This is a genomic window from Streptomyces sp. LUP30, from assembly GCF_001746365.1.
In the GTDB taxonomy this organism is placed as follows: domain Bacteria; phylum Actinomycetota; class Actinomycetes; order Streptomycetales; family Streptomycetaceae; genus Streptomyces.
Genome location: NZ_MJAJ01000021.1, coordinates 83,446 through 103,443 on the forward strand (window position 1 = coordinate 83,446; position 19,998 = coordinate 103,443).

The window sequence follows — 19,998 nt, forward strand, 5'->3', positions numbered from 1 at the left end:
GCGGGGACTGCGGTCAGGGGCGCGGAGCGACTCGCCCCGAGGGGGGGCTGCCGGGGGCGGCGGTCGAACGGCGCCCCCGGCTCCGGCCGGCCGGGGCGGCAGCCCCGCCGGCCGGTCGGCCGGGCGCTCGGATCAGAGCTGGCCGGACGCGGAGATGGTGATCTTCGCCGAGGTGTTGCCGCTGCTGGAGCCGAGCGCCTCGATCTTCTTGACGAGGGCCATGCTGTCTTCGTCGGCGACCTCGCCGAACACCACGTGCTTGCCGTCGAGCCAGCCGGTCACGACCGTGGTGATGAAGAACTGCGAGCCGTTGGAGTTCGGGCCCGCGTTGGCCATGGACAGCAGACCGGGACGGTCGTGCTTGAGCTGGAAGTTCTCGTCGGCGAACTTCTCGCCGTAGATGCTCTTGCCGCCGGTGCCGTTGCCCCGGGTGAAGTCGCCGCCCTGGAGCATGAACGCGGGGATGACCCGGTGGAAGGAGGAGCCGGCGTAGCCGTAGCCCTTCTCGCCGGTGGCCAGGGCGCGGAAGTTCTCCGCCGTCTTGGGAACGACGTCCTCGAAGAGGTTGAAGTTGATGCGGCCCGCGGGCTGGTCGTTGATGGTGATGTCGAAGTAAACCTTGATCGTCATACCTCTATCCTGCACGGTCCCCTCCGTGCTGTCGCACCGCGGGGTCCCGTGTCGCCGGCCGGCGGCCCCGCGGGCGCCCCGCCCCCGCGACGCCGGGCGGACCGCAGACCTCGCTGATCTGCGCAGACACCGCACGCACGGTCAGTCGACCGGCCAGGTGTGCGCCGGGGCGTTCAGGTGCATGTAGTCGATGTACTGCCGTGTCATCCGCCGCAGCGCCTCGTGCCGGCCGGCGTGGGCGGCGGCGGTGATGCGGTGGAACGTCTCCTTCTGCCAGACGGCCCCGTTGCGGCCGGTGACACAGCGCTGCTCGATGATGCCGAGCAGCGGCTCCCGCCAGGCCGCGTCCATGCCGGAGCGCTCCAGGCCCCGATGGGCCAGCGGCAGCAGACGCCGCAGGACGAGCTCTGGCACCGGGACCTCGCCCATCCCGGGCCAGTACAGCCGGGCCTCGATGCCGTGCCGGGCCGCCGTGTGCAGATTGTCCTCGGCGGCCTGGAAGGACATGCGTGACCACACCGGCCGCTCCTCCTCCACCAGGGCGCGGGTGATCCCGTAGTAGAAAGCGCCGTTGGCCAGGGTGTCGGCGACGGTCGGGCCGGCCGGCAGACAGCGGTTCTCCACCCTCACGTGCGGCCGGTCGTTCGCGACGGCGTACACCGGGCGGTTCCAGCGGTAGATCGTTCCGTTGTGCAGGGTCAGCTCGGCGAGTTCGGGAACGTCCCCCGCGGCCAGCGTCTCGCGCGGATCCTGCTCGTCGCACAGGGGAAGCAACGCCGGGAAGTAGCGCAGGTTCTCCTCGAAGAGATCGAAGACGCTGGTGATCCACCGCTCTCCGAACCACACCCGCGGGCGTACGCCCTGCACCTTGATCTCCTGCGGGCGGGTGTCGGTGGCCTGCTCGAACAACGGGATCCGGGTCTCGTGCCACAGCTCCCGGCCGAACAGGAAGGGCGAGTTCGCCGCCAGCGCGACCTGGACGCCGGCGACCGCCTGCGCCGCGTTCCAGTACGGGGCGAACTCGTCGGGGGAGACCTGGAGATGGAACTGGGTGCTGGTGCAGGCGGCCTCGGGAGTGATCGTGTCCGCATAGGTGCGCAGACGGTCCACGCCGTCCAGCTCGATGCGCAGGTCCTCGCCCCGCGCGGCGAAGACCTGGTCGTTGAGCAGCCGGTAGCGGGCGTTCTCCGACAGCGCCCCCTCGCCGACGTCCTGCTGCCGCAGGGTGGGCAGGATCCCGACCATGATCAGATGCGTGCCGACCGAGCCGGCGCGCTCCTCGGCGTGATTGAGCGCGGCACGGATCTCGGACTCCCAGGCGTCCGGTCCGCCCTGGGTCAGACGCCGGGGCGGGACGTTGATCTCCAGGTTGAAACGGCCCAGCTCGGTGGACCAGGCGGGATCCGCGATCGCCTCCAGGACGTCGTTGTTGCGCATCGCCGGCTCGCCCTCGTCGTCGACGAGGTTCAGCTCTATCTCCAGGCCCACCTGCGGCCGCTCGGACTCGAACCGCGACTCGCGCAGCATCTGCGCGAACACGTCGAGGTTCTCCTGCATCTTGATCCGGTACCGGCGGCGGTCCTCGCGGGTGAAGACCAGCGCCGGGACATCTCGTCCCATCGGCCCTCCCGGCTCGCCCGGTGGCGGACGCCCTGTGCCTCCAGCGTCGCACCACGGGCATCCCGGCACCACGCGGGACGACGGCCCACGCCCGGGGCACGCGGGCGGTCGTCGGGGCCTCCCGGTCGGGGCGTCTCAGCCGGGACCGGACGGCGGGCCGGTCAGGCGCCGCAGCCTGCGGTCGGCGTCCCGGGCCTCCCGCTCGGCTCGGGTCACGGCCTCCGCGGCCGCCCGGCAGTGTTCGTCGGCCTTCCGGCGCTCCTGCTCCGTGCGACGGAGGTCCTCCTCTCTCGCGCGCAGGTCCTGCTCCGCCCGGTGCAGCCGCCGCTGGGCTTCGGTCTGCTGCCGACCCGCCTGATCGTGGCGGTCCTGGGCGTGCCGCAGGTTCCCCTCGGCGTCCGCGTGCGCCGCCCGCAGATCGCCGAGCCGACGGCCGGCGGCCTCGGCCGCCCGGCGGGCCTCGTCCTCCTGTTCCTGCCGAAGACGGCGCCGCTCGGCGATCTCGTCCTTCGCCCGCGACGCCTGCGAGGACCGCGAAACCTGCGAGGACCGCGACGCCTGCGGTGGCCGAGATGACCGGGACGGCTTCGGCTGCCGCGGCGCAGCCGCCGTCCCGGCGTGTCCACCGGGCGTCGCGCCTGCGGTGGAGGGAAAGTCCGAGGGCGGCCTCAGGGCGCTCTCCAGGCGGCCCGTGGCCCACCGGTCGGCCGCGTCCTGATCGGCGAGCACGGCGCGCAGGGTCGTCTCGACGTCCTGCCGAGCCGCGTCCGAGAGCCGGTGCCCGGCCTCGCCTGCCAGCTCGGCAGCCTGCCGGGACAGCGCGGAGACGATGCTCCGGCGCTGCGCGGACAACTCCTTGATCCCCTCGGCGTCCAGATTCCCGTAGGCCTCGCGCAGCGCCCGCCCCAGTTCCAGGAACCGCCGGCTCTCCTGCTCCCTCCTGCGCAGCAGCAGGTTCGCCGCCCAGGCCGCGAGGGTGGGGCGGCGGGCGGCGTGGATCCGACGGGCGTCCTGCGGACGTCCGTCGGTCCTGGCCGCGGCTGCCAGTCGCTCGCGAAGGGGGACGAAGTCGGTCGGCGGCGTGGCGTAGAGCTCGTCGAGGACCTCCTCCACGTCATGCGTCTCGCCGGGCCGCACTCCCTTGCGCACCATGATCGCCAGCTTCCACCCGCCCGGACCGCCCCGCACCTCGGGCCCCCCGGCAGTCCGCGGCGCCTCGCCGGGACCGCCTTCCGGGGCGCGGGGCGCGGCCGGCGGCCGCGCGGGGGCGTCCCCCGTGAGAAGGGGGGTGCGGCGGGCACTCTTTACTCGCCGAATGCAGGAGCGGCGGCGGATCCCCGATGCGGAGGAGCACGACCATGGTGGACACGGACCCGTTCATCGACCGGCTGAACCCCGACATGTGCGTGGTGACGGCCGCCGCGGGCGGCGAGCGGGCGGGCTGTCTCGTGGGGTTCGCCTCCCAGTGCTCGATGCGACCGGTGCGGTTCGTGGTGTGGCTGTCCAAGGTGAACCGGACCTACGAGGTGGCCCGTCAGGCCCAGTTCCTCGCCGTACATCTGCTGACATCCCGTCAGCTCCGGCTGGCCGCCCTGTTCGGCGGGGAGACCGGTGACGAGGTGGACAAGTTCGCGCACACCCGATGGACGGAGGAGCACGGCGGGGCCGTCGTGCTGCCGGACGCGTGCGCGTGGCTGGTCGGCAGGATCGAGCAGCGGGTGGACGGTGGCGATCACGTCGGCTTCGTCCTGGCCCCGGTGCAGGTCGGCGGACAGGAGCCTCACGCGGACGCGTCGGAGGCGCCGGACGACGCGGCGTTGCTGCGGCTCGCCGACGCCGTCACGATCGAACCGGGCCATCCCGTGGACTGACCGGGGCGACCGGGGGGGGCGACTTGGCTGACCTGGGACGACGTCCTCCCGCGCCCGGCCCGCCGCTCACCGCATGCGTCGTCATCCGAGCGGGAGCAGACTGAGTGGATGACTGGCATGTACACCAAGCAGCAGACGGGCGACCGGCCCGCGGGCCGGGGTGCTCCTTCGCAGTCAGTGGCGCTCGCGGCCATGATGTTCGCGGTGGCGATGACGTTCATCGACCAGACCATCGTGGCGATCGCGACGCCGGACATCGTCCACGAACTCGGTCTCTCCGCCTCCGGCATGCAGTGGGTCGTCAACGCCTACCTGCTGTCCCTGGCCGCGTTCTTCGCGCTCGGGGGACGCCTGGCCGACCTGCTCGGTCCCCGGCGCGTCGTGGTGGCGGGCACCGTGGTGTTCGTGGTCTCGTCGGTGCTGTGCGGCTGCGTCCCCCGGGGCGACTTCGCGCTGAGCTGGCTCATCGTCTTCCGCGCGACCCAGGGGCTGGGCGCCGCCCTGCTCTTCCCCGCCGCGCTGGCGGTGGTCGTCGCGGTCTTCCCGGTGGAGCGGCGCGGACGGGCGCTGGCCCTGTTCTTCGGCGTCACCGGGGCGCTGACGGCCATCGGGCCGCTGCTCGGCGGCTGGCTCACCGACTGGACCTGGCGGGCGATCTTCTGGGTCAACGTCCCCGTGGCCGTCGTCGCGCTGATCCTGACCGCACTCGCCCATGTGTCCGACCGCCGCCGTGACGAACCCCTGGACGTGCCCGGCGCCGCGCTCATCGCGCTCGGCATGGGCGCGAGCGTGCTGGGCTTCCAGCAGGCGTCGGCGTGGGGATGGGACAGCCCGTTCACCTGGATCTGCATCGTGGGCGGTATCGGCGTGCTGTGGCTGTTCTGCCGCTACGAACTGCGCACGGCGCATCCGCTGGTCAAGCTCGCGGTCTTCCGCGACCGCGCCTTCGTGGTGGACGGGCTCGTGCTGTTCTTCGCGATGCTCGCGTTCGTCCCGCTGTTCTTCTTCGCCTCCGTCTACGCCCAGGTGTCCCTGAGCGCCTCGCCCAACCAGGCCGCCCTGTACCTGCTGTACTTCTTCGTGGGCTTCGCGCTCGCCTCGCAGTGGGGCGGGCGGATCCTCGACAAACGCGGCGCCAGGCCGACGATGAAACTGGGCTGCCTGGTGGGCGCCGTCGGCTTCGCGCTCTGGGCCGGGAAGCTGACCGACCTGTCCATGCACGACCAGTGGCCCTATGCGGCCCTGGCGGGGGCCGGGATCGGCTTCATCCTCGCGCCCGCCTCCACGGACGCCGTCAACCGGGCGATCGACGCCTCCTACGGGGAGGTCACCGGCATCACCCAGACCATCCGCAACTACGCGGCCAGCGTGGGACTGGCCCTGTTCGGCACACTGTTGACCCACTCCATGACCGACAACGTCAGGAACACGCTCGAGTCGCACGGGGTGCCGTCGTCGGCGGCGGGCGACGCGGCGAGGAACGTCGCGGAGACGGTGACCGGCAGCGGCGACAACCGGCAGCTGACCGGGGACGGCGCGGTCGCGCGGACGGTGCGGGAGTCGATGTCCGCGATCCGCATGGACTTCGCCGAGGCCAACCAGTGGGTGTTCTACGCCATGGCCGTCGCCCTGGGCGTCGGCTACCTGTGCGCGCTCCGGCATCCCGGCGGCAGGGGGATCGCCACCGACGAGGCGCAGCAGGAGGAGCCCGCGCGTGGCTGAGGGCAAGAGCCCGGCCGGTCGGCCGGTGGGCCGCACACGGCGAGTGTGCGCGCCCCGGTCCTGGCGCCGGGCCGGGGAAGCGTGAACGCCGCCGCCCCGGCCCGTGCGTCAGCGGCTGCGCAGGGCGCTGGTGGTGAAGAATCCCGTGGCTGCGGCGCTGACCAGAGCGCAGACGGCCAGGAGGGCGGTACGTCGCATCGAAGGGCCTTTCCGGTGATGGCGAGTTGGGTTCTGCCCAACGCCGGTCGGCCCCCTGTCGGTTCGCCGGCGGACCGAAGCCACTCGTTCGGACGCGTCCAAGCGTGTGCGGGCACGCACCGGGCCGACGGCTCGGCGCACCGGCGATCAGGCGTCGGCGCCTGCCGGACACGGCTTCGCGCGCCCGGGCCCACCGCTCGCCCGGCTCACGCCCTCGCGGGCAACGGCCGCCGGAACAGGTAGGCGGCCGCGGCCGAGACGAGAAGGGCCATGCACGCGATGAACACCAGTCCGGCGCCCTCCAGGCCGAGCGGGCCCGTCAGCAGGCCCACGCCGATCACCGGCACCGAGATGCCCGCGTACGCCACCACGAAGAGCGCCGAGATCACCGCCGCCCGCCGCTCCGGAGGTGACGCCTCGGCCACGGCGGACAGCGCCGCACGGAACGCCAGCCCCTGCCCGGCCCCGCCGACGAGCGCGCTCGACACCACCAGCGGCAGCGACTCCCAGCGCAGCGCACCCGCGAGCAACGCCAGCCCGGCCAGCAACGCGGCACAGCCCAGGGGCAGCGAACGCCGCACTCCGACCCGCCCGACGGCCGACTGCCCGGCCGTCGAGGCGAAGAACGCCAGCGCCACGACCAGACCGCTGACGGCGTGGTTGCGCACGTCGAGCGACTCGGCGAGGAACGCGGGACTGACCGAGGTGAACACGCCGAACAGGGCGAACCCCACGAACGAGGCCGTCGCCGCCGGCCCGAACACCGCCCGCACCTGCGCGGGCAGGGCCGGCCGCTGCGGCCGTACGCTGCTCGCCGGCCTGCGGTCGCGCACCGTCTCCGGGAGGCGTGCCACGACGGCGGCCGAGCAGGCCACCAGGGTGAGGTGCACGGCGAACGGCAGGTACAGCGGCCAGGGTGCGTACTGCGCGAGCACTCCGGCGAGCAGCGGGCCGCAGCCCAGTCCGCCCATGTTGGCGGCCGTCGCCACGAGGGTGGCCCGGGAGGCCCCGCCCCGGGGAGCCAGGTCCATCACGTAGGCGGTGGCCGCCCCGGTGAACAGTCCGGCCGACAACCCCGACAGCAGCCGCCCCGCGTACAGCCAGCCCAGCCCGGTGGCGCACAGGAAGCAGACGGCGCTCGCCGCCGCGCAGCCCAGGCCCCACAGCAGCACCGTCCGACGGCCCACCGTGTCGGAGGCGTTGCCCGCCAGCAGCAGCACGCCGATGACGCCGAAGGCGTACACCGCGTACACGACGGTGACCGTCAGTTCGGAGAAGCCGAACTTGTCCTGATACAGGCCGTACAGGGGCGTGGGCAAGGTCGTGCCGGCCATGCACACGGCGAACACCGCTCCGCCGAGCAGACAGGGGAGCCACCCTCGGCCGTCACGGTCCATGCCGGCGACAGTAGTACCGCGACCGCGGCGAACGGGCCCGCGACGGCGGCGAGTCGTCGCGCCGGGCCATCGCCGGCGATCCGTTCAGCCGGCGTGGACCTTGCCGTGCTCGACGACGTAGTGCGCCGGCGCGGAGCAGCCCAGGGACGGGGTGAGCAGCAGGCTCACGCTGATCGGCGCGGGCTCGGTGCCGGCCGTCGAGAACCGGCAGACGGCGCCGCTGCCCGTCAGCGGGAACCAGAACCAGCCGTCCACGTCGCCGACGGTCACGCGGTCCGACTCCTTCCAGGCGCCGCCGGAGTGCGTGTACACCTGCATCCGCACCGACGCTGCGTAGGCGTCGCCGGTCGAGCGCAGGGGGGTGAGGGTGACCTTGTAGTCGGAGCCGAGGACGGACGAGGCGATCTGGCGCGTCTGCGGCGCCGCGCGCCGTGCGGTCGAAGCTCCGGCGTCGGCCGCGCCGAGGGTGCTCGCCGCCAGGGCGAGGAGGGCCGCGGTCGCCAGGACGCCGCGGGTTCGGATGTGAGCGAGACTCATGGGTTCCCCCGTCGGAACGAGTCGGGACGGATGACGGCAATCATCCGCTTTCACTGACAAAGACACCCGAACTGCCTCACCGGTTGCACGGGATCGCACGGGCATGCCGGGATGTGACCCCCTCCATTGCACCGAGGGCGCAGGGCGGCCAGTCTCTGTCCTCGCACGTTTTTCCGAAGAACTGTTATCCGTCGCACCCGTGGAGATCCCCGATGCGACGGACAGCATCGCTCGGATTCGACGACAGGGAAGCTGCAATGAGTGAACGGCACACGGTGGAGGCGACGGCGCTGGTGGCCGCCGCGCGGGCGGGCGACCAGAACGCCCAGGACGCGCTCGTCGGCGAGTACCTCCCGCTCGTCTACAACATCGTGGGCCGGGCGCTGAACGGCTCGGTCGACGTGGACGACGTCGTGCAGGAAACCATGCTGCGCGCCCTGGACTCGCTCGGCGCGCTGCGCGATCCGGAGAGCTTCCGCTCCTGGCTGGTCGCGATCGCGATGAACCAGGTCCGGGCGCACTGGAACCGGCAGCAGCCGGCGCGGGTGGCCGTCGAGGAGGCCGACGAAGTGGCCGACCCGGGCGCCGACTTCGTCGACCTGACCATCGTGCGACTGCAGCTGTCCGGCCAGCGGCAGGAGACCGCGCGCGCCACGCGCTGGCTGGAGCCGGACGACCGGGGGCTGCTGTCCCTGTGGTGGCTGGAGTGCGCCGGTGAACTGACCCGGGCCGAGATAGCCGAGGCTCTCGCCCTCACGCCGCAGCACACCGCGGTCCGCGTCCAGCGGATGAAGGCTCAGCTGGAGGCGGCCCGCGTGGTCGTGCGGGCCGTGGACGCACAGCCGCCGTGCCGGGAACTGCGCGGCGAGCTCGCGGGCTGGGACGGCCGGCCCTCGGCGCTGTGGCGCAAGCGCATAGCCCGGCACGCGCGCGGATGCGCACAGTGCTCCGGTCTGTGGAGCGGACTGGTGCCCGCGGAGGGGCTGCTGGCCGGTCTCGCGCTGGTCGCGGCATCGTCCGCACTGCTCGCGCGGACGCGCTCGGCCGCGGACGCCGTCGCCCTGGCCGGTTCGGCGTCCTCGCTGCCCGAGGACGGACCGGACGTCACCGTCCGGTCGGGCGCACGCCACGAGGCGGCCGGCCGGACCGCCTCCCGAACCGCGACCCGGCGCAAGCGGCGCACCCGGCGCCGCGCGGTCGGCGGCGCGGTCGTGGCGGCGTGCGTGGCCGGCGGCGGCTTCCTCTACTTCGGCCTGCGACCGGAGGGCGGGGCCCAGGACAGCACCGCCGTGCGGCCCGTGGACGACGCGCTCGTCTCCGGCCGGCCCACGCCCGACATCGGCGACGAGACCTCGCCGTCACCGTCCCCTTCACCGACGGCCTCCGCGTCGACCTCGGCGTCGGCGAGTGCGAGCGCATCGCCGAGTCCCCGCAGGAGCGCGGCCGCGTCCGCGCCGCCCGCCGCGAAGCCGGCCCCGTCCCGTCCGCCCGTCTCCCCGAAGACGACCCTGCGGTCCGGATCGTCGGACCGCTCGGCCCAGGTGATCGCGCTCGTCAACCAGGAACGGGCGAAGGCCGGCTGCGGGCCCCTCACCGAGGACCCCCTGCTGCGAAAGTCCGCCCAGGGGCACTCCGACGACATGGCCGCCCGCGGGTTCTTCGACCACACCAACCCCGACGGCGCCGACCCCGGGAAGCGCATCACGGCCGCGGGCTACCGCTGGTCCACGTACGGGGAGAACATCGCCATGGGGCAGCAGACCGCCCAGTCGGTGATGACGTCCTGGATGAACAGCCCCGGCCACCGCGCCAACATCCTCAACTGCGCCTTCAAGGACATCGGCGTGGGGATCCACGACGGAGCGGGCGGCCCGTGGTGGACGCAGAACTTCGGGGCCAAGCTGTGACCGCGCGAGCCGCTCGCACCGCGCAGGCTCCTCGGGCCGGGCGCCGCGACTCCGCGGCGACGCCGGGACGCCTCAGCCGAAGCTGATGTCGGCCTGCTCGAACACGCAGTTCACGCCGTCCGCCGCCGCGTCGGGCTTCTCGGCCTCGCCGTCGTTCCCACCCCGGAACTTCCGGCAGGGCATGACCTTCCGGTCGGGGTCGCCCAGCACGGTGATGCCGCTCAGCCGGGCGGAGTCGCCGAAGTCGGCGTTGATCCCGACCAGTTCGCGGCCCGGGGCGGTGGCCGTGACGTTCTCCAGCACCACGTCGCGCCGGAACCGCTTCCTGCAGTCGCCGCAGGACCGGACCAGTTCGCCGAAGTCGGCGACCGCGAAGTTCCGCACGGTCAGCGTGCCGGCGCCGTCGAACCGGAAGACCTTGTCCGCGGCCCGGGCGGCGCCACCGCCGCTGACGACGTACGTGGCGTCGGCGGACGTGCCGAGGAAGGCCGCCGCGTCCTCGCCGACGTCCTCCCAGAACACGTTCTCCAAGGTGCAGCTGCCCAGACAGTGGACTCCGTCCGCGACCCGAGAGCCGATGATCACGTTCTTCAGGACGGCGCCGTCGGCGAGTTCGAACAGCGGACGCTCCCCCTCCTCCCGACCGTCCACGGCCGGCTCGCCCGCTCTCGTGAACCGGGTCCGTTCCCCGTCGAACACGCCGGTGACCCGCCGGGTCGCGGTGAGCTGCTCCTCGCCGGCCGCCTGCGGCACGGCGAGCACGCGCACATCCGCCGTGCCGCCGGTCTCGGTCGCGAGAGCGGCCTGCGCCGCGATCGCGAGGCTGAGGACGCCTGCCGCGACCGCGGCGATCAGCGGGGTCCTGTTCTGAGACCTGCGGTGCCCGGAGTGGGGAGAGCGAGCTGTCACGTGATCACCGCGCCTTTCCGAAAGCAGTCAGGACTGCATACGGGCGCGGCGCCAAGGGTGTTCACGGGTGTGGCCCGGGGCCGGGCGCCCCGGGCCACGAGGGGTTTCCTCGGGGAGGAGGGCCGGGGCCTCCCGGGCGGGTGCGCCGCCGGGCCGTTCGCTGGTGTGGGGCGAGACCGCGGTGAGGCCCGGCAGCCGCCCCGTACCCTTTCCGGGTGTCGTCCTCCCGCCTGCAACGTGTCGCCGTCCTCGTGCTCGAAGGAGCCAAGCCGCTCGACGTGGGCATCCCCGCGCAGGTGTTCACGACCCGGGCGAGCATGCCGTACGAGGTCCGGGTGTGCGGCGCGGCGCCCGGGCTGGTGACGGGCGGCGACGGGCTGTCGTACCACGTCGCCCACGGGCTCGAGGCGCTCGCCTGGGCCGACGTCGTCTTCCTGCCCGGCTACCGCCACCCCGACCGCGAGGATCCGCCGCAGGCGGTCGTCGACGCGCTGCGCGCCGCCCATGAGCGGGGCGCGCGGCTGGCCGCCATCTCGACCGGGGCCTTCGCGCTCGCCGCCACGGGTCTGCTCGACGGCAGACGCGCCACGACCCACTGGCACTACACCCGGGCACTGGCGGCCAGGCATCCGCACGTGCGGGTCGACGAGAACGTCCTGTTCGTCGACGAGGGCAGTGTGCTGACCTCGGCCGGCGCCGCCTCCGGCATCGACCTGTGCCTGCACGTCCTGCGCCGCGACCTCGGCGTGGCCGCCTCCAACCACGCCGCCCGGCGGCTGGTCGCGGCCCCCTACCGCAGCGGCGGCCAGGCGCAGTACGTGCCGCGCAGTGTGCCGGAGCCGATCGGCGAACGCTTCGCCGCCACCCGCGAGTGGGCGCTGCACCACCTCGGCGAGCCCCTCACCCTGGACACGCTGGCCCGGCACGCGGCCGTCTCGGAGCGGACCCTGTCGCGGCGCTTCGTGGAGGACACCGGATACACGCCCATGCAGTGGGTGATGCGCGCCCGCATCGACCGGGCGCGTGAACTGCTGGAGCGTTCCGAGCGCGGCGTCGAGCAGATCGCGGGCGACGTCGGCCTCGGCACCGGCGCGAATCTGCGGCTGCACTTCCAGCAGATCCTCGGCACCACGCCGAGCGAGTACCGGCGCACCTTCACCCGGGGCGAGTGACCGCGACCGGCGGTTGGCGAGATCCTTGCGAACCATGGCGCTCACGCCCGGGCCATGCGCGGACGACGCACGCGAGGCTGGTGGCGAAACCGAAGGGACATCACTCATGACTCGCATCGCCATCAACGGATTCGGCCGCATCGGACGCAACGTGCTGCGCGCGCTCCTGGAACGCGACAGCGACCTGGAGATCGTCGCCGTCAACGACCTCACCGAGCCGACCGCCCTGGCCCGGCTGCTCGCCTTCGATTCGACGTCCGGCCGGCTGGGCCGCCCGGTCAGCGTCGAGGGCGACGTCCTCGTCGTCGACGGCCGTCGGATCAAGGTCCTCGCCGAGCGCGAGCCGGCGCAGCTGCCCTGGGCGGCGCTGGAAGTCGACATCGTGCTGGAGGCGACCGGCCGGTTCACCTCGGCCAAGGCCGCCCGCGCCCACCTCGACGCGGGCGCGCGCAAGGTGCTCGTCAGCGCGCCCTCGGACGGCGCCGACGTCACGCTGGCGTACGGCGTCAACACCGACGCCTACGACCCCGAGCTGCACACGATCGTCTCGAACGCGTCCTGCACCACCAACGCGCTCGCCCCGCTGGCCGCCGTCCTGGACGATCTCGCGGGCATCGAGCACGGCTTCATGACGACCGTGCACGCCTACACGCAGGAGCAGAACCTGCAGGACGGTCCGCACCGCGACCCGCGCCGCGCCCGCGCCGCCGGCGTCAACATCGTGCCGACCACGACCGGCGCCGCCAAGGCGATCGGCCTCGTGCTGCCCGGCCTCGACGGCAAGCTGTCCGGCGACTCGATCCGGGTGCCGGTCCCGGTGGGCTCGATCGTGGAGCTCAACACGACCGTGGCCCGCGACGTGACGCGTGACGACGTGCTGGCGGCGTACCGCACGGCCGCCGAGGGCCCGCTGGCCGGCGTCCTCGAGTACTCGGAGGACCCGCTGGTGTCGTCCGACATCACCGGCAACCCGGCCTCGTCGATCTTCGACTCGGCGCTCACGCGTGTCGAGGGCCGCCACGTCAAGGTCGTCGCCTGGTACGACAACGAGTGGGGCTTCTCGCACCGGGTGATCGACACGCTCGAACTCCTCGCCGCCCGCTGAACAGGCCGTTTCATGACGGCCGGTCGGCCGCCGCGGGGGCGGCCGACCGGGCCGTCCGGTGGGCGGCACCGACCCGCAGGTCCGCGGAGAGGGCGTCGAGCCACACCTCCATGTCGCTCAGGAGTGACACGACGTCCGGCGCGGCCGTGGACGTGAGGGACGGCGGGGGCGTCAGCCGGACCCGGACGCCGCCCGGCGGGAAGTGCGCCGCCCGCACGGTGGCCGCCTCCACCTCGGCGGTGGCCTCCCGGAGCCAGTGCCGCGCCGCGACGGGCAGCTCGTGAACCTGGTCCGTCCGGGGCAGCCAGTGGGCCCCGACCAGGACACGCGAGCCGAAGTTGAGGACGGCGAGGTAGTCGGGTTCCGTCCCGGGCGCGGACGCGGAGGGCTCCGTGCGGTACTGCGCGTAGGCGCCTTCGGCGATACGGAGCCGGTGCCGGGCCAGCCGGAGGGTCCGACCGGCCGCGTCGCCGCCTCGGCCGGGACCGCCGCGGCCGGTCGTGGCGTCGGCGGTGACCCGCACCAGGGGCGCGGCGGCGCACAGCAGGGCCCCCATGCTGCGCCGCGTCTCGGCGCGGGCGCCGAACGGCCAGGCCAGGACGCCGCACAGCAGACCGACCGCGCTCCCGGTCAGCACGTCGACGACCCGCATCTCCGCGAGCCGCCACGTCACGGGCGCGATCTGCGCGAACGCCACCGACACGACCAGGGTGAACAGCCCCTGCGCCCAGGCCGGCCCCTCCAGCGGGCCCACGGTGAACGCGACCAGCATCATCGGCACGAGCAGACAGGCGTACACCTCGGTGGCGGCACCCGCCTCGACGAGCAGCAGACCGGCCGCGAGGGCGCCGGCCAGCGTGCCGACGACGGCCGCGCGGACGCTCGACCAGGTCGCGCCCGCCGTGGTGCGCCCCAGGGTGAGCACGGCCAGCAGCACCCAGAAGCCGTGCGAAAGATCCAGCGAGCCGGCCACCAGCCGGGCGAGGGCGAGACCGAGAGCGGTGCGCATCGCGTTCTGGAAGACGACGGAACGGCGGGTCAGATTGCCGGAGAGCCGGACGGCGAACAGGCGGACCGTCGAGAGCCGTGCGTACCAGAACTGCTCCCGGGGCAGCCCGTGCACGGGCCGACGGCCGCCGTACGCGAGGGCGACGGCCGTGCGCACGGTCACCGCCGAGACGGCGATCGTCAGCACCGTCGACTGACGGCGCAGCAGTTCGTGCGGACGGTCGGCGCGCCCGGCCGGGACGGCGTCACGCGACACGAGGAACTGGGCGATCATCTCCTCGATCAGCTCGGGTCCGGCCGTGCGGCGCTTGTGGCGCAGCGAGCGGGCCGTCCCGCCGCAGACGACGGCGACGCCCCGGAGCAGGTCCTGCGAGGCGGTGTCCGCGGTAGCGCGCGGCATCTCGCAGAGGGCCGCCAGCTGGTCCACGAGACGCCGCGTCGCGGAACCCGCCTGGGCCAGCGCGCGGTCGCCGCGTCCCGCGCCGGTCGGGCGCGCCCCGGCGGGCAGCCGGGAGAACCGCAGCTCCCGGCCGGCCCCCCGCAGCCTCCCGCCCGCCCCGGGCTCCGCACCCGCGGTACGGGTCAGGGCCGTGGCGGAGCGCGCCGCGAGATCCAGGACGTCGGCGACCCGGACGCGGTACGAGGGCTCAGGGGGGTCCGGGAGGACGGCCGACTCGCACAGCGCCAGCAGCAGTCCGCCGACGGCGATTCCGGCCAGCCGTTGCGGCAGGGTCTGCGGGGCGAAGGGCGGGAAGCAGGCGAGGATGTAGAACAGCTGCAGCCCGGGCGCGGTCCCGGCCGGGCGCGGGCCGCACACCGCGCCGAAGGTCAGCCCGAACGCGACGAGCAGCATGCCCGCCACGGCAGGCCAGGTTCCCACGGCGAGAGCCGTGCCCAGGGCCGCCAGGGCGGCGGCGGCCGGCAGGGCCCCCAGCACGGTGACGGCGCGCCCGCGTCCGGAGCCCGGCAGCGGCGACAGGACGCCCAGCGCGATGGGCGTGAACAGGGCGTACACCGCGGTCACGGGCTGATCGAGCAGATACGCGGCCGGATAGAACCCGGCGGCCGCGGAGACCGTCACCCGTACGGCACGGCGGCCGGCCCTGACGGATTCGGCGAGCGAGGGCCGTGGGGCCATCGGCGTTCCTCTCCGCGCGCCACCCGAGGTCGTCAGCACCCCCAGTGTCGCGCGGCTCCCGAGGCCACGCAGGCGGAGCCGCTCCCCGCGGGGCGGGAGGCCCGCGTTCTTCTACGGCCGATCGACGCGGGCTCCGTCTCCGGTGGCCATGCGGGCGCGGGTCAGTCGTCGAGGAGGGTCTGGCGCGGGGTGCGCAGGTAGACCTCGCGGTAGAGCGCGGCGAAGCGGCCCGGGTGGAAGAAGCCCCAGCGGGCCGCGACCTCGGTGACCGTCGTCTCGGCACGGGGGTCGGCGGCCTGCAGCTCCCGGTGGGCGTGCGAGAGCCGCACACGGCGGAGATGGGCCAGCGGGGTGCTGTCCATATGACGGCGGAAGGCGTACTGGAGTGCGCGGACGGTGACATGCGCCGCGGCCGCGATGTCGGCCACGGTGATCGGCTGGTCGGCGTGGTCGTCGATGTAGGCCAGCGCCCGGCGCAGCGCGTCGGGATGCGAGTCGCGGCGGTCGGCCGGCGTGGGGTCCGTCAGCGCCGTGTTGGGGAACGTGCTCAACACGGTCGCGGCCAGGTGCTGGGCGGCGGTCGACACCACCAGCGCCTGATTCGTCATGGCCGGCTCGGTCAGCACGTGGTCGCGGACGTAGGTGATCGTCTGCCGCAGCTGCTCGGCCGCGGTGGGCGAGTGCGGCCGGTGACCGGTCAGCCGGACCGGCTCGGTCGCGGTCGGCGCCGCGGTCGCGGCCACCTGGTCGAGCAGGGCGGGGTCCAGCATGGTGATGTTGTAGCGGGCGCTGCAGACCCGGCCCGCGTACGGCAGGGTCGGCGGTGCGAAGGACACCACGTCGCCGGGGCCGAAGGAGTCCTCGACCCCCTGGTAGACGTGGTCCTGGATGGTGCCCTCGTGGACCACGCACAGGCAGATCCGGTTCAGCGGGGTGACGGCGTAGCTCATGTCGAATTCGAGGTCGAGCTCGTCGACGGTGATCGGGCCGAGGCCGCTGCGGCTGATCCGCGCCCGGCTCGTCTCGGGGGTGCTGCTGCCGATCCGCATCTTCGCGTAGGCGCGGCTGAGGAAGTCCTCGGTCCGGTCCAGGTCGTCGCTGTCGAATGTCAGCGTGTGCATGCCCCCGGATCTCCTCGCCCTGGATCGGTGTACGTCGATTCAGGCTACGTCTGCCCCACATTTCCTCCACGAAGCCCGCGCAGCCGATATGCGACAGGATCTTCTTTCGTTGTGCGGCTGGTCGCCCCCGGTTCTTTTCGTTCACGGGATCGCGGCGTGCCATCCGGCACCGCAGAGTGGAGCGGAACTGCGCCGTGCGCGTGCTGCGTGCCGGTGCTCCCGGGGGTGCAAGGAGGAGAAGCGACCTCGCATGTCGGACAACGACGAACTCGTACAGAAGGTCGCCGCCCTGGAACAAGAGGTGGACCAGCTGCGCCAGGCGCTGGCCTCGCGCGCCGAGATCGACCAGGCGATGGGCGTGGTGGCGGCGGTGTGCCGGATGAGCCCGGAGAACAGCTGGGACGTGCTCCGGCAGGTCTCCCAGCACACCAACATCAAGCTGCGCGAAGTCGCTCAGCACGTCATGCGCTGGGTGGTCAGCGGTCGTCTGCCCGACGAGATCCGCCCGGCGATGCGCGCCGCGGTGGTCAGGACCCGGCATCGGACCCGTCACGGCGGCGCGCGCGGCCTCGAACTCGACCGCGGCGCCGGGATCGGGATCGACCGCGGTCAGGAATCCGCCGCCGAGCCGAACGCCACCCAGGAGGCGTGAACCCGCGTCCGCGGCGACCGCCCTGCCGGAGCGCGGTCGTGCGGCGACGGCCGGTCTCTGACATCCTCGACGCCTCGGCCGGGACCGGTCGTCCGACGGCCGGATCCGGGCCGGGCGGGCGCTGTGCGGGAGAGCGGGGGAGCAGTGGACGAACGAGAGGCCGTCACCGCGGCGGGGACCGCGTTGGCGGTGCGGCGCCTGCCGCCCGCGCCGGCCGGAGCCGCCGTCCTGGTCCTGCACGGCGGTCGGGAACGCGGCCGTGCGCGGGCCCGGCCCTGGCACCCGGCGGCCCTGCGGATGCGTCCCGTCCTGCGGGCGGCCCTCGCCGCGACGGACCGCCGGGACGTGCTGCTCGCAGAGGTGCGCTACCGCTACCGGGGATGGAACGCGACGGCCGACCCGGTGGCCGACACCGCACGCGCCCTCGACGAGCTGCGCGCGTCGGCGGGCGAACTGCCGGTGGTCCTCGTGGGGCACTCCATGGGGGGCCGGGCGGCGCTGCGGGCGGCCGCCGACCCCTCGGTGCACGCGGTGCTGGCCCTGGCGCCGTGGTGTCCGCCCGGCGAACCCGTCGACCATCTCGCCGGGACCGGCGTCGTCGTCCTGCACGGCGACCGCGACCGGGTGACCGACCCCGGGGAGTCCGCCGGGTACGTGCGCCGGGCCCGGCGGGCGGGCGCGCGAGCCGGTCTCGTCCTCGTGCGCGGAGGCGACCACGCGATGCTGCGCCGCAGCGGCGACTGGCATCGCGCCATCGCCGCGGTCGTCGCCCAACTGCTCCGGCCTGAGGAGGGATTGACGGGACTCGCCGGTGAAGCCTGTGCGGCGGAGGACCCCTTGAGGTGGTGAGCCGGACCGCGTCCGGCCGCGCCGCGGGCCGTCGGCGGGCCCCTCGGTGTCGGCGCTCGCCGCGCCATCGGGGACAATACGATGATGTCGTCGCCCGAGGTTGTCCTGCCGAGCCGTCAGGCGACGTCCCGCAAGCGCCGGTTCGCCCCGTCGGATCGTCGGCCGTGTCCCCTGTCCGTCCTGCCGCGTCGGCCCGCCCGACCGCCCACGAAAGCAGAGCCTCTCCGGTGATTTCCGCCTTCGACGACACCCCCATCTACCACCGTCTCGTCACCGAACGCGGCGACGTACCCGCCGACGTGCGCGGTGAGGCCGAACGCATCAAGCGCGACCTGGACCGCGTGATGAGCGCCCCGTCCTCCTTCGCCCAGGGCGGGCTGCCCGCGCAGCGCTCGTTCTTCTCCTGAGGCCGAGGGCGCGAGACCGGGCGTCTCGTGCCGCTCAGTCCGCGGTGGCGACGCCCACGCCGACGGCGATGAACAGCCATCCCGTCGTGCGTTCCCAGCGACGCCGCCAGGCAGGCCGTGCCAGCAGCGACCGCAGCCGCGCGGCGACCCGCACGAGCAGCAGCCAGTAGACGACGCCGACGGCGACGTCGAGGCCGCCGAGCAGGAAGATCTCCTCGGCGGGCGAGTCGCCGTGGCGGGTGAACTGCGGCAGGACGCTGAGGAAGAACAGCGCCGCCTTGGGGTTCAGGACGTTCGTCATGAACCCCTGCACGAAGCTGTCGCGCCGACTGCCCAGGGCGGGGTGCGCCGGCGCGTCGGCGCCGGAGCCGGGCTCGGGGCCACGCTCGGCGCCGTGCTCCGAGCCGCGCCCGCCGTGGGCCGCCGCCGTGGCCGACGTGTCGCGGCTGTCGCCGCCCGTGCGCCGACTCTGCAGAAGCACCCGTACACCCAGATACGCGAGATAGGCCGCCCCCGCCAGTTTCACGGCGGTGAAGGCGAGCGCGGACCCCGCGGCGAGCACGGACAGACCCAGGGCCGCGGCGCACATGTGCACGCACAGACCTGTCTGCGCGCCCAGCGCTGCCGCCCGGCCCAGTGCGGCGCGCCGGGCGGCCGCCCTGACGATCACCAGGAAGTCGGGCCCGGGAACAAGGTAGGCGAGCAGCACCACGCCCAGGAATCCCGCCAGATCGACCGACACCGGCCCACTCCCTCCCGTACGCCCCACGCGGGGCCACTACCGGCCTACCGTGTTCCGTCCCGGCGCCGCCGGCCTGTGCCCGCGGTCCGGTCCCTGCGCGCGGAGCCTCACCGCCCGCCCGGCCCCTCGCGCAGGTGCGCCGCGGCGCCGTCGGCCCGGCCGCCCGCGCCGAGGAGCCCGGTGGGCCGGAACGGCTCGGCCGCCTCCAGCCGGGGCAGCTCGCGCCGCGCCACGCGCAGGACCAGGGGCGGCAGCGCGGCGCGGGTCCCCTGCACCAGGCGCAGCCAGGCGGGGACGTAGACGGCGGTGCGCCGGCGTTCGACGGCGTCGGCGAGCCGCCGCGCGACGAACTCGGGCGAATACACGCGCCGGGCGGGCGCCGGCATATGGGCGCGCAGCTCACGCAGCACCGCATGACGGTCGGCGTCCCGGATCATGTCCGTGTCCGCCCAGTTCAGATAGGCGACGCCGACGGCCACGCCGTGCTGGGCGACCTCGGCCCGCAGCGAGTGCGCGAAGGCCTCCGCACCGGCCTTCGAGGCGCAGTACGCGCTCATCAGGGGAGCGGCCCCCATCGAGGCCAGGGAGGCGATCTGCAGGTAGTAGCCGGCCGTCTCCACCAGATCCGGCAGGAACGCGCGCGCCGTCAGGGCGCTGCCCACCACGTTGACGTCGATGACGCGCCGCCAGGACGCCATGTCCGCGACGGCGAAGGGTCCGCCTTCGGCGATGCCCGCGTTGGCGACGACCACGGAGGGCGGCCCCAGCCGCGCACGCACGGCCGCCGCCGCCCGCTCGAGCGCCTCGGCGTCGGTGACGTCGGCCTCCAGGGCCAGCGCGGGGCCGGGCAGCGACGCAGCCAGCTCCCGCAACGCCTCCCCCTCGTGCCCGATCAGCGCCGGCCGCGCACCACGCCGGGCGAGTTCCCGTGCCTGCGCCGCGCCCAGTCCTCGGGCGGCTCCCGTGATCACGACGGTGCGGTCTCGCAAGGGGCTCTCGTGCACAGGCTGCTC

18 protein-coding genes are annotated in these 19,998 nt (G+C 73.9%); 8 read left to right on the forward strand and 10 right to left on the reverse strand.

Features of this window, described 5'->3' with window-relative positions; translation table 11 throughout:
• Positions 1-132 precede the first annotated feature (132 nt).
• The 3 genes from BG482_RS19185 to BG482_RS19195 form a co-directional block, all read right to left on the reverse strand.
• Positions 133-630 carry a peptidylprolyl isomerase gene (locus tag BG482_RS19185; RefSeq protein ID WP_069770294.1) on the reverse strand — a complete coding sequence of 166 codons (498 nt, stop codon included), beginning with the start codon at positions 628-630 and terminating at the stop codon, positions 133-135.
• Between the two features lie 141 nt (positions 631-771).
• Positions 772-2,250 carry a glutamate-cysteine ligase family protein gene (locus BG482_RS19190; RefSeq protein WP_069770295.1) on the reverse strand — a complete coding sequence of 493 codons (1,479 nt, stop codon included), beginning with the start codon at positions 2,248-2,250 and terminating at the stop codon, positions 772-774.
• Positions 2,251-2,385: 135 nt separating this feature from the next.
• Positions 2,386-3,402, reverse strand: a complete 1,017-nt coding sequence (locus BG482_RS19195) for a hypothetical protein (RefSeq protein WP_069770296.1) — start codon at positions 3,400-3,402, stop codon at positions 2,386-2,388.
• A gap of 206 nt (positions 3,403-3,608) precedes the next feature.
• Here BG482_RS19195 and BG482_RS19200 point away from each other — a divergent pair, with 206 nt between their 5' ends.
• Both BG482_RS19200 and BG482_RS19205 read left to right on the forward strand, forming a co-directional pair.
• Positions 3,609-4,121 (forward strand): flavin reductase family protein, encoded by a 513-nt coding sequence (locus tag BG482_RS19200; protein WP_069770297.1) that lies wholly within the window; start codon positions 3,609-3,611, stop codon positions 4,119-4,121.
• 117 nt (positions 4,122-4,238) lie between these two features.
• On the forward strand, positions 4,239-5,843 hold the full coding sequence (locus tag BG482_RS19205; protein WP_069770298.1) for an MFS transporter: 1,605 nt from the start codon (positions 4,239-4,241) through the stop codon (positions 5,841-5,843).
• Positions 5,844-6,247: 404 nt separating this feature from the next.
• Here BG482_RS19205 and BG482_RS19210 read toward each other — a convergent pair whose 3' ends face one another.
• The gene (locus BG482_RS19210) at positions 6,248-7,438 is read right to left on the reverse strand and encodes an MFS transporter (RefSeq protein WP_069770299.1); all 1,191 of its coding nucleotides are present in this window, start codon (positions 7,436-7,438) and stop codon (positions 6,248-6,250) included.
• Between the two features lie 84 nt (positions 7,439-7,522).
• Positions 7,523-7,975: a hypothetical protein gene (locus BG482_RS19215; protein WP_069770300.1), complete on the reverse strand. Its 453-nt coding sequence runs from the start codon at positions 7,973-7,975 to the stop codon at positions 7,523-7,525.
• Positions 7,976-8,232: 257 nt separating this feature from the next.
• Here BG482_RS19215 and BG482_RS19220 point away from each other — a divergent pair, with 257 nt between their 5' ends.
• On the forward strand, positions 8,233-9,882 hold the full coding sequence (locus tag BG482_RS19220) for a sigma-70 family RNA polymerase sigma factor (protein ID WP_069770301.1): 1,650 nt from the start codon (positions 8,233-8,235) through the stop codon (positions 9,880-9,882).
• 72 nt (positions 9,883-9,954) lie between these two features.
• Here the strand turns inward: BG482_RS19220 and BG482_RS19225 are convergent, their stop codons facing one another.
• A complete protein-coding gene (locus BG482_RS19225) occupies positions 9,955-10,791 on the reverse strand; it encodes a pectate lyase (RefSeq protein ID WP_069770302.1) in 837 nt (278 codons plus the stop codon).
• A 215-nt stretch (positions 10,792-11,006) separates the two neighbouring features.
• Between BG482_RS19225 and BG482_RS19230 the strand changes: the two genes are divergently transcribed.
• Both BG482_RS19230 and gap read left to right on the forward strand, forming a co-directional pair.
• On the forward strand, positions 11,007-11,963 hold the full coding sequence (locus tag BG482_RS19230; protein WP_069770303.1) for a GlxA family transcriptional regulator: 957 nt from the start codon (positions 11,007-11,009) through the stop codon (positions 11,961-11,963).
• 106 nt (positions 11,964-12,069) lie between these two features.
• Entirely contained in the window at positions 12,070-13,068 is a 999-nt protein-coding gene (gene gap, locus BG482_RS19235; protein WP_069770304.1) for a type I glyceraldehyde-3-phosphate dehydrogenase, read from the forward strand.
• A 10-nt stretch (positions 13,069-13,078) separates the two neighbouring features.
• On the opposite strand, the gene BG482_RS19240 is transcribed toward gap, so the two are convergent.
• Positions 13,079-15,214 carry an FUSC family protein gene (locus tag BG482_RS19240; protein ID WP_069770305.1) on the reverse strand — a complete coding sequence of 712 codons (2,136 nt, stop codon included), beginning with the start codon at positions 15,212-15,214 and terminating at the stop codon, positions 13,079-13,081.
• Between the two features lie 161 nt (positions 15,215-15,375).
• A complete protein-coding gene (locus tag BG482_RS19245; protein WP_069770306.1) occupies positions 15,376-16,335 on the reverse strand; it encodes a helix-turn-helix transcriptional regulator in 960 nt (319 codons plus the stop codon).
• Between the two features lie 250 nt (positions 16,336-16,585).
• Here BG482_RS19245 and BG482_RS19250 point away from each other — a divergent pair, with 250 nt between their 5' ends.
• The 3 genes from BG482_RS19250 to BG482_RS19260 all read left to right on the forward strand — a co-directional run bounded on the left by BG482_RS19250 (position 16,586) and on the right by BG482_RS19260 (position 18,243).
• Positions 16,586-16,987, forward strand: coding sequence for an ANTAR domain-containing protein (locus BG482_RS19250; RefSeq protein WP_069770307.1), 402 nt, complete (start codon positions 16,586-16,588; stop codon positions 16,985-16,987).
• 144 nt (positions 16,988-17,131) lie between these two features.
• A complete protein-coding gene (locus BG482_RS19255; protein ID WP_069770308.1) occupies positions 17,132-17,836 on the forward strand; it encodes an alpha/beta fold hydrolase in 705 nt (234 codons plus the stop codon).
• 227 nt (positions 17,837-18,063) lie between these two features.
• Positions 18,064-18,243: a hypothetical protein gene (locus BG482_RS19260; protein ID WP_069770309.1), complete on the forward strand. Its 180-nt coding sequence runs from the start codon at positions 18,064-18,066 to the stop codon at positions 18,241-18,243.
• A gap of 34 nt (positions 18,244-18,277) precedes the next feature.
• Here the strand turns inward: BG482_RS19260 and BG482_RS19265 are convergent, their stop codons facing one another.
• Both BG482_RS19265 and BG482_RS19270 read right to left on the reverse strand, forming a co-directional pair.
• Positions 18,278-18,985 (reverse strand): LysE family translocator, encoded by a 708-nt coding sequence (locus tag BG482_RS19265; protein ID WP_069770310.1) that lies wholly within the window; start codon positions 18,983-18,985, stop codon positions 18,278-18,280.
• A gap of 107 nt (positions 18,986-19,092) precedes the next feature.
• Positions 19,093-19,989, reverse strand: a complete 897-nt coding sequence (locus BG482_RS19270; RefSeq protein WP_069770311.1) for an SDR family oxidoreductase — start codon at positions 19,987-19,989, stop codon at positions 19,093-19,095.
• Positions 19,990-19,998: the final 9 nt, after the last annotated feature.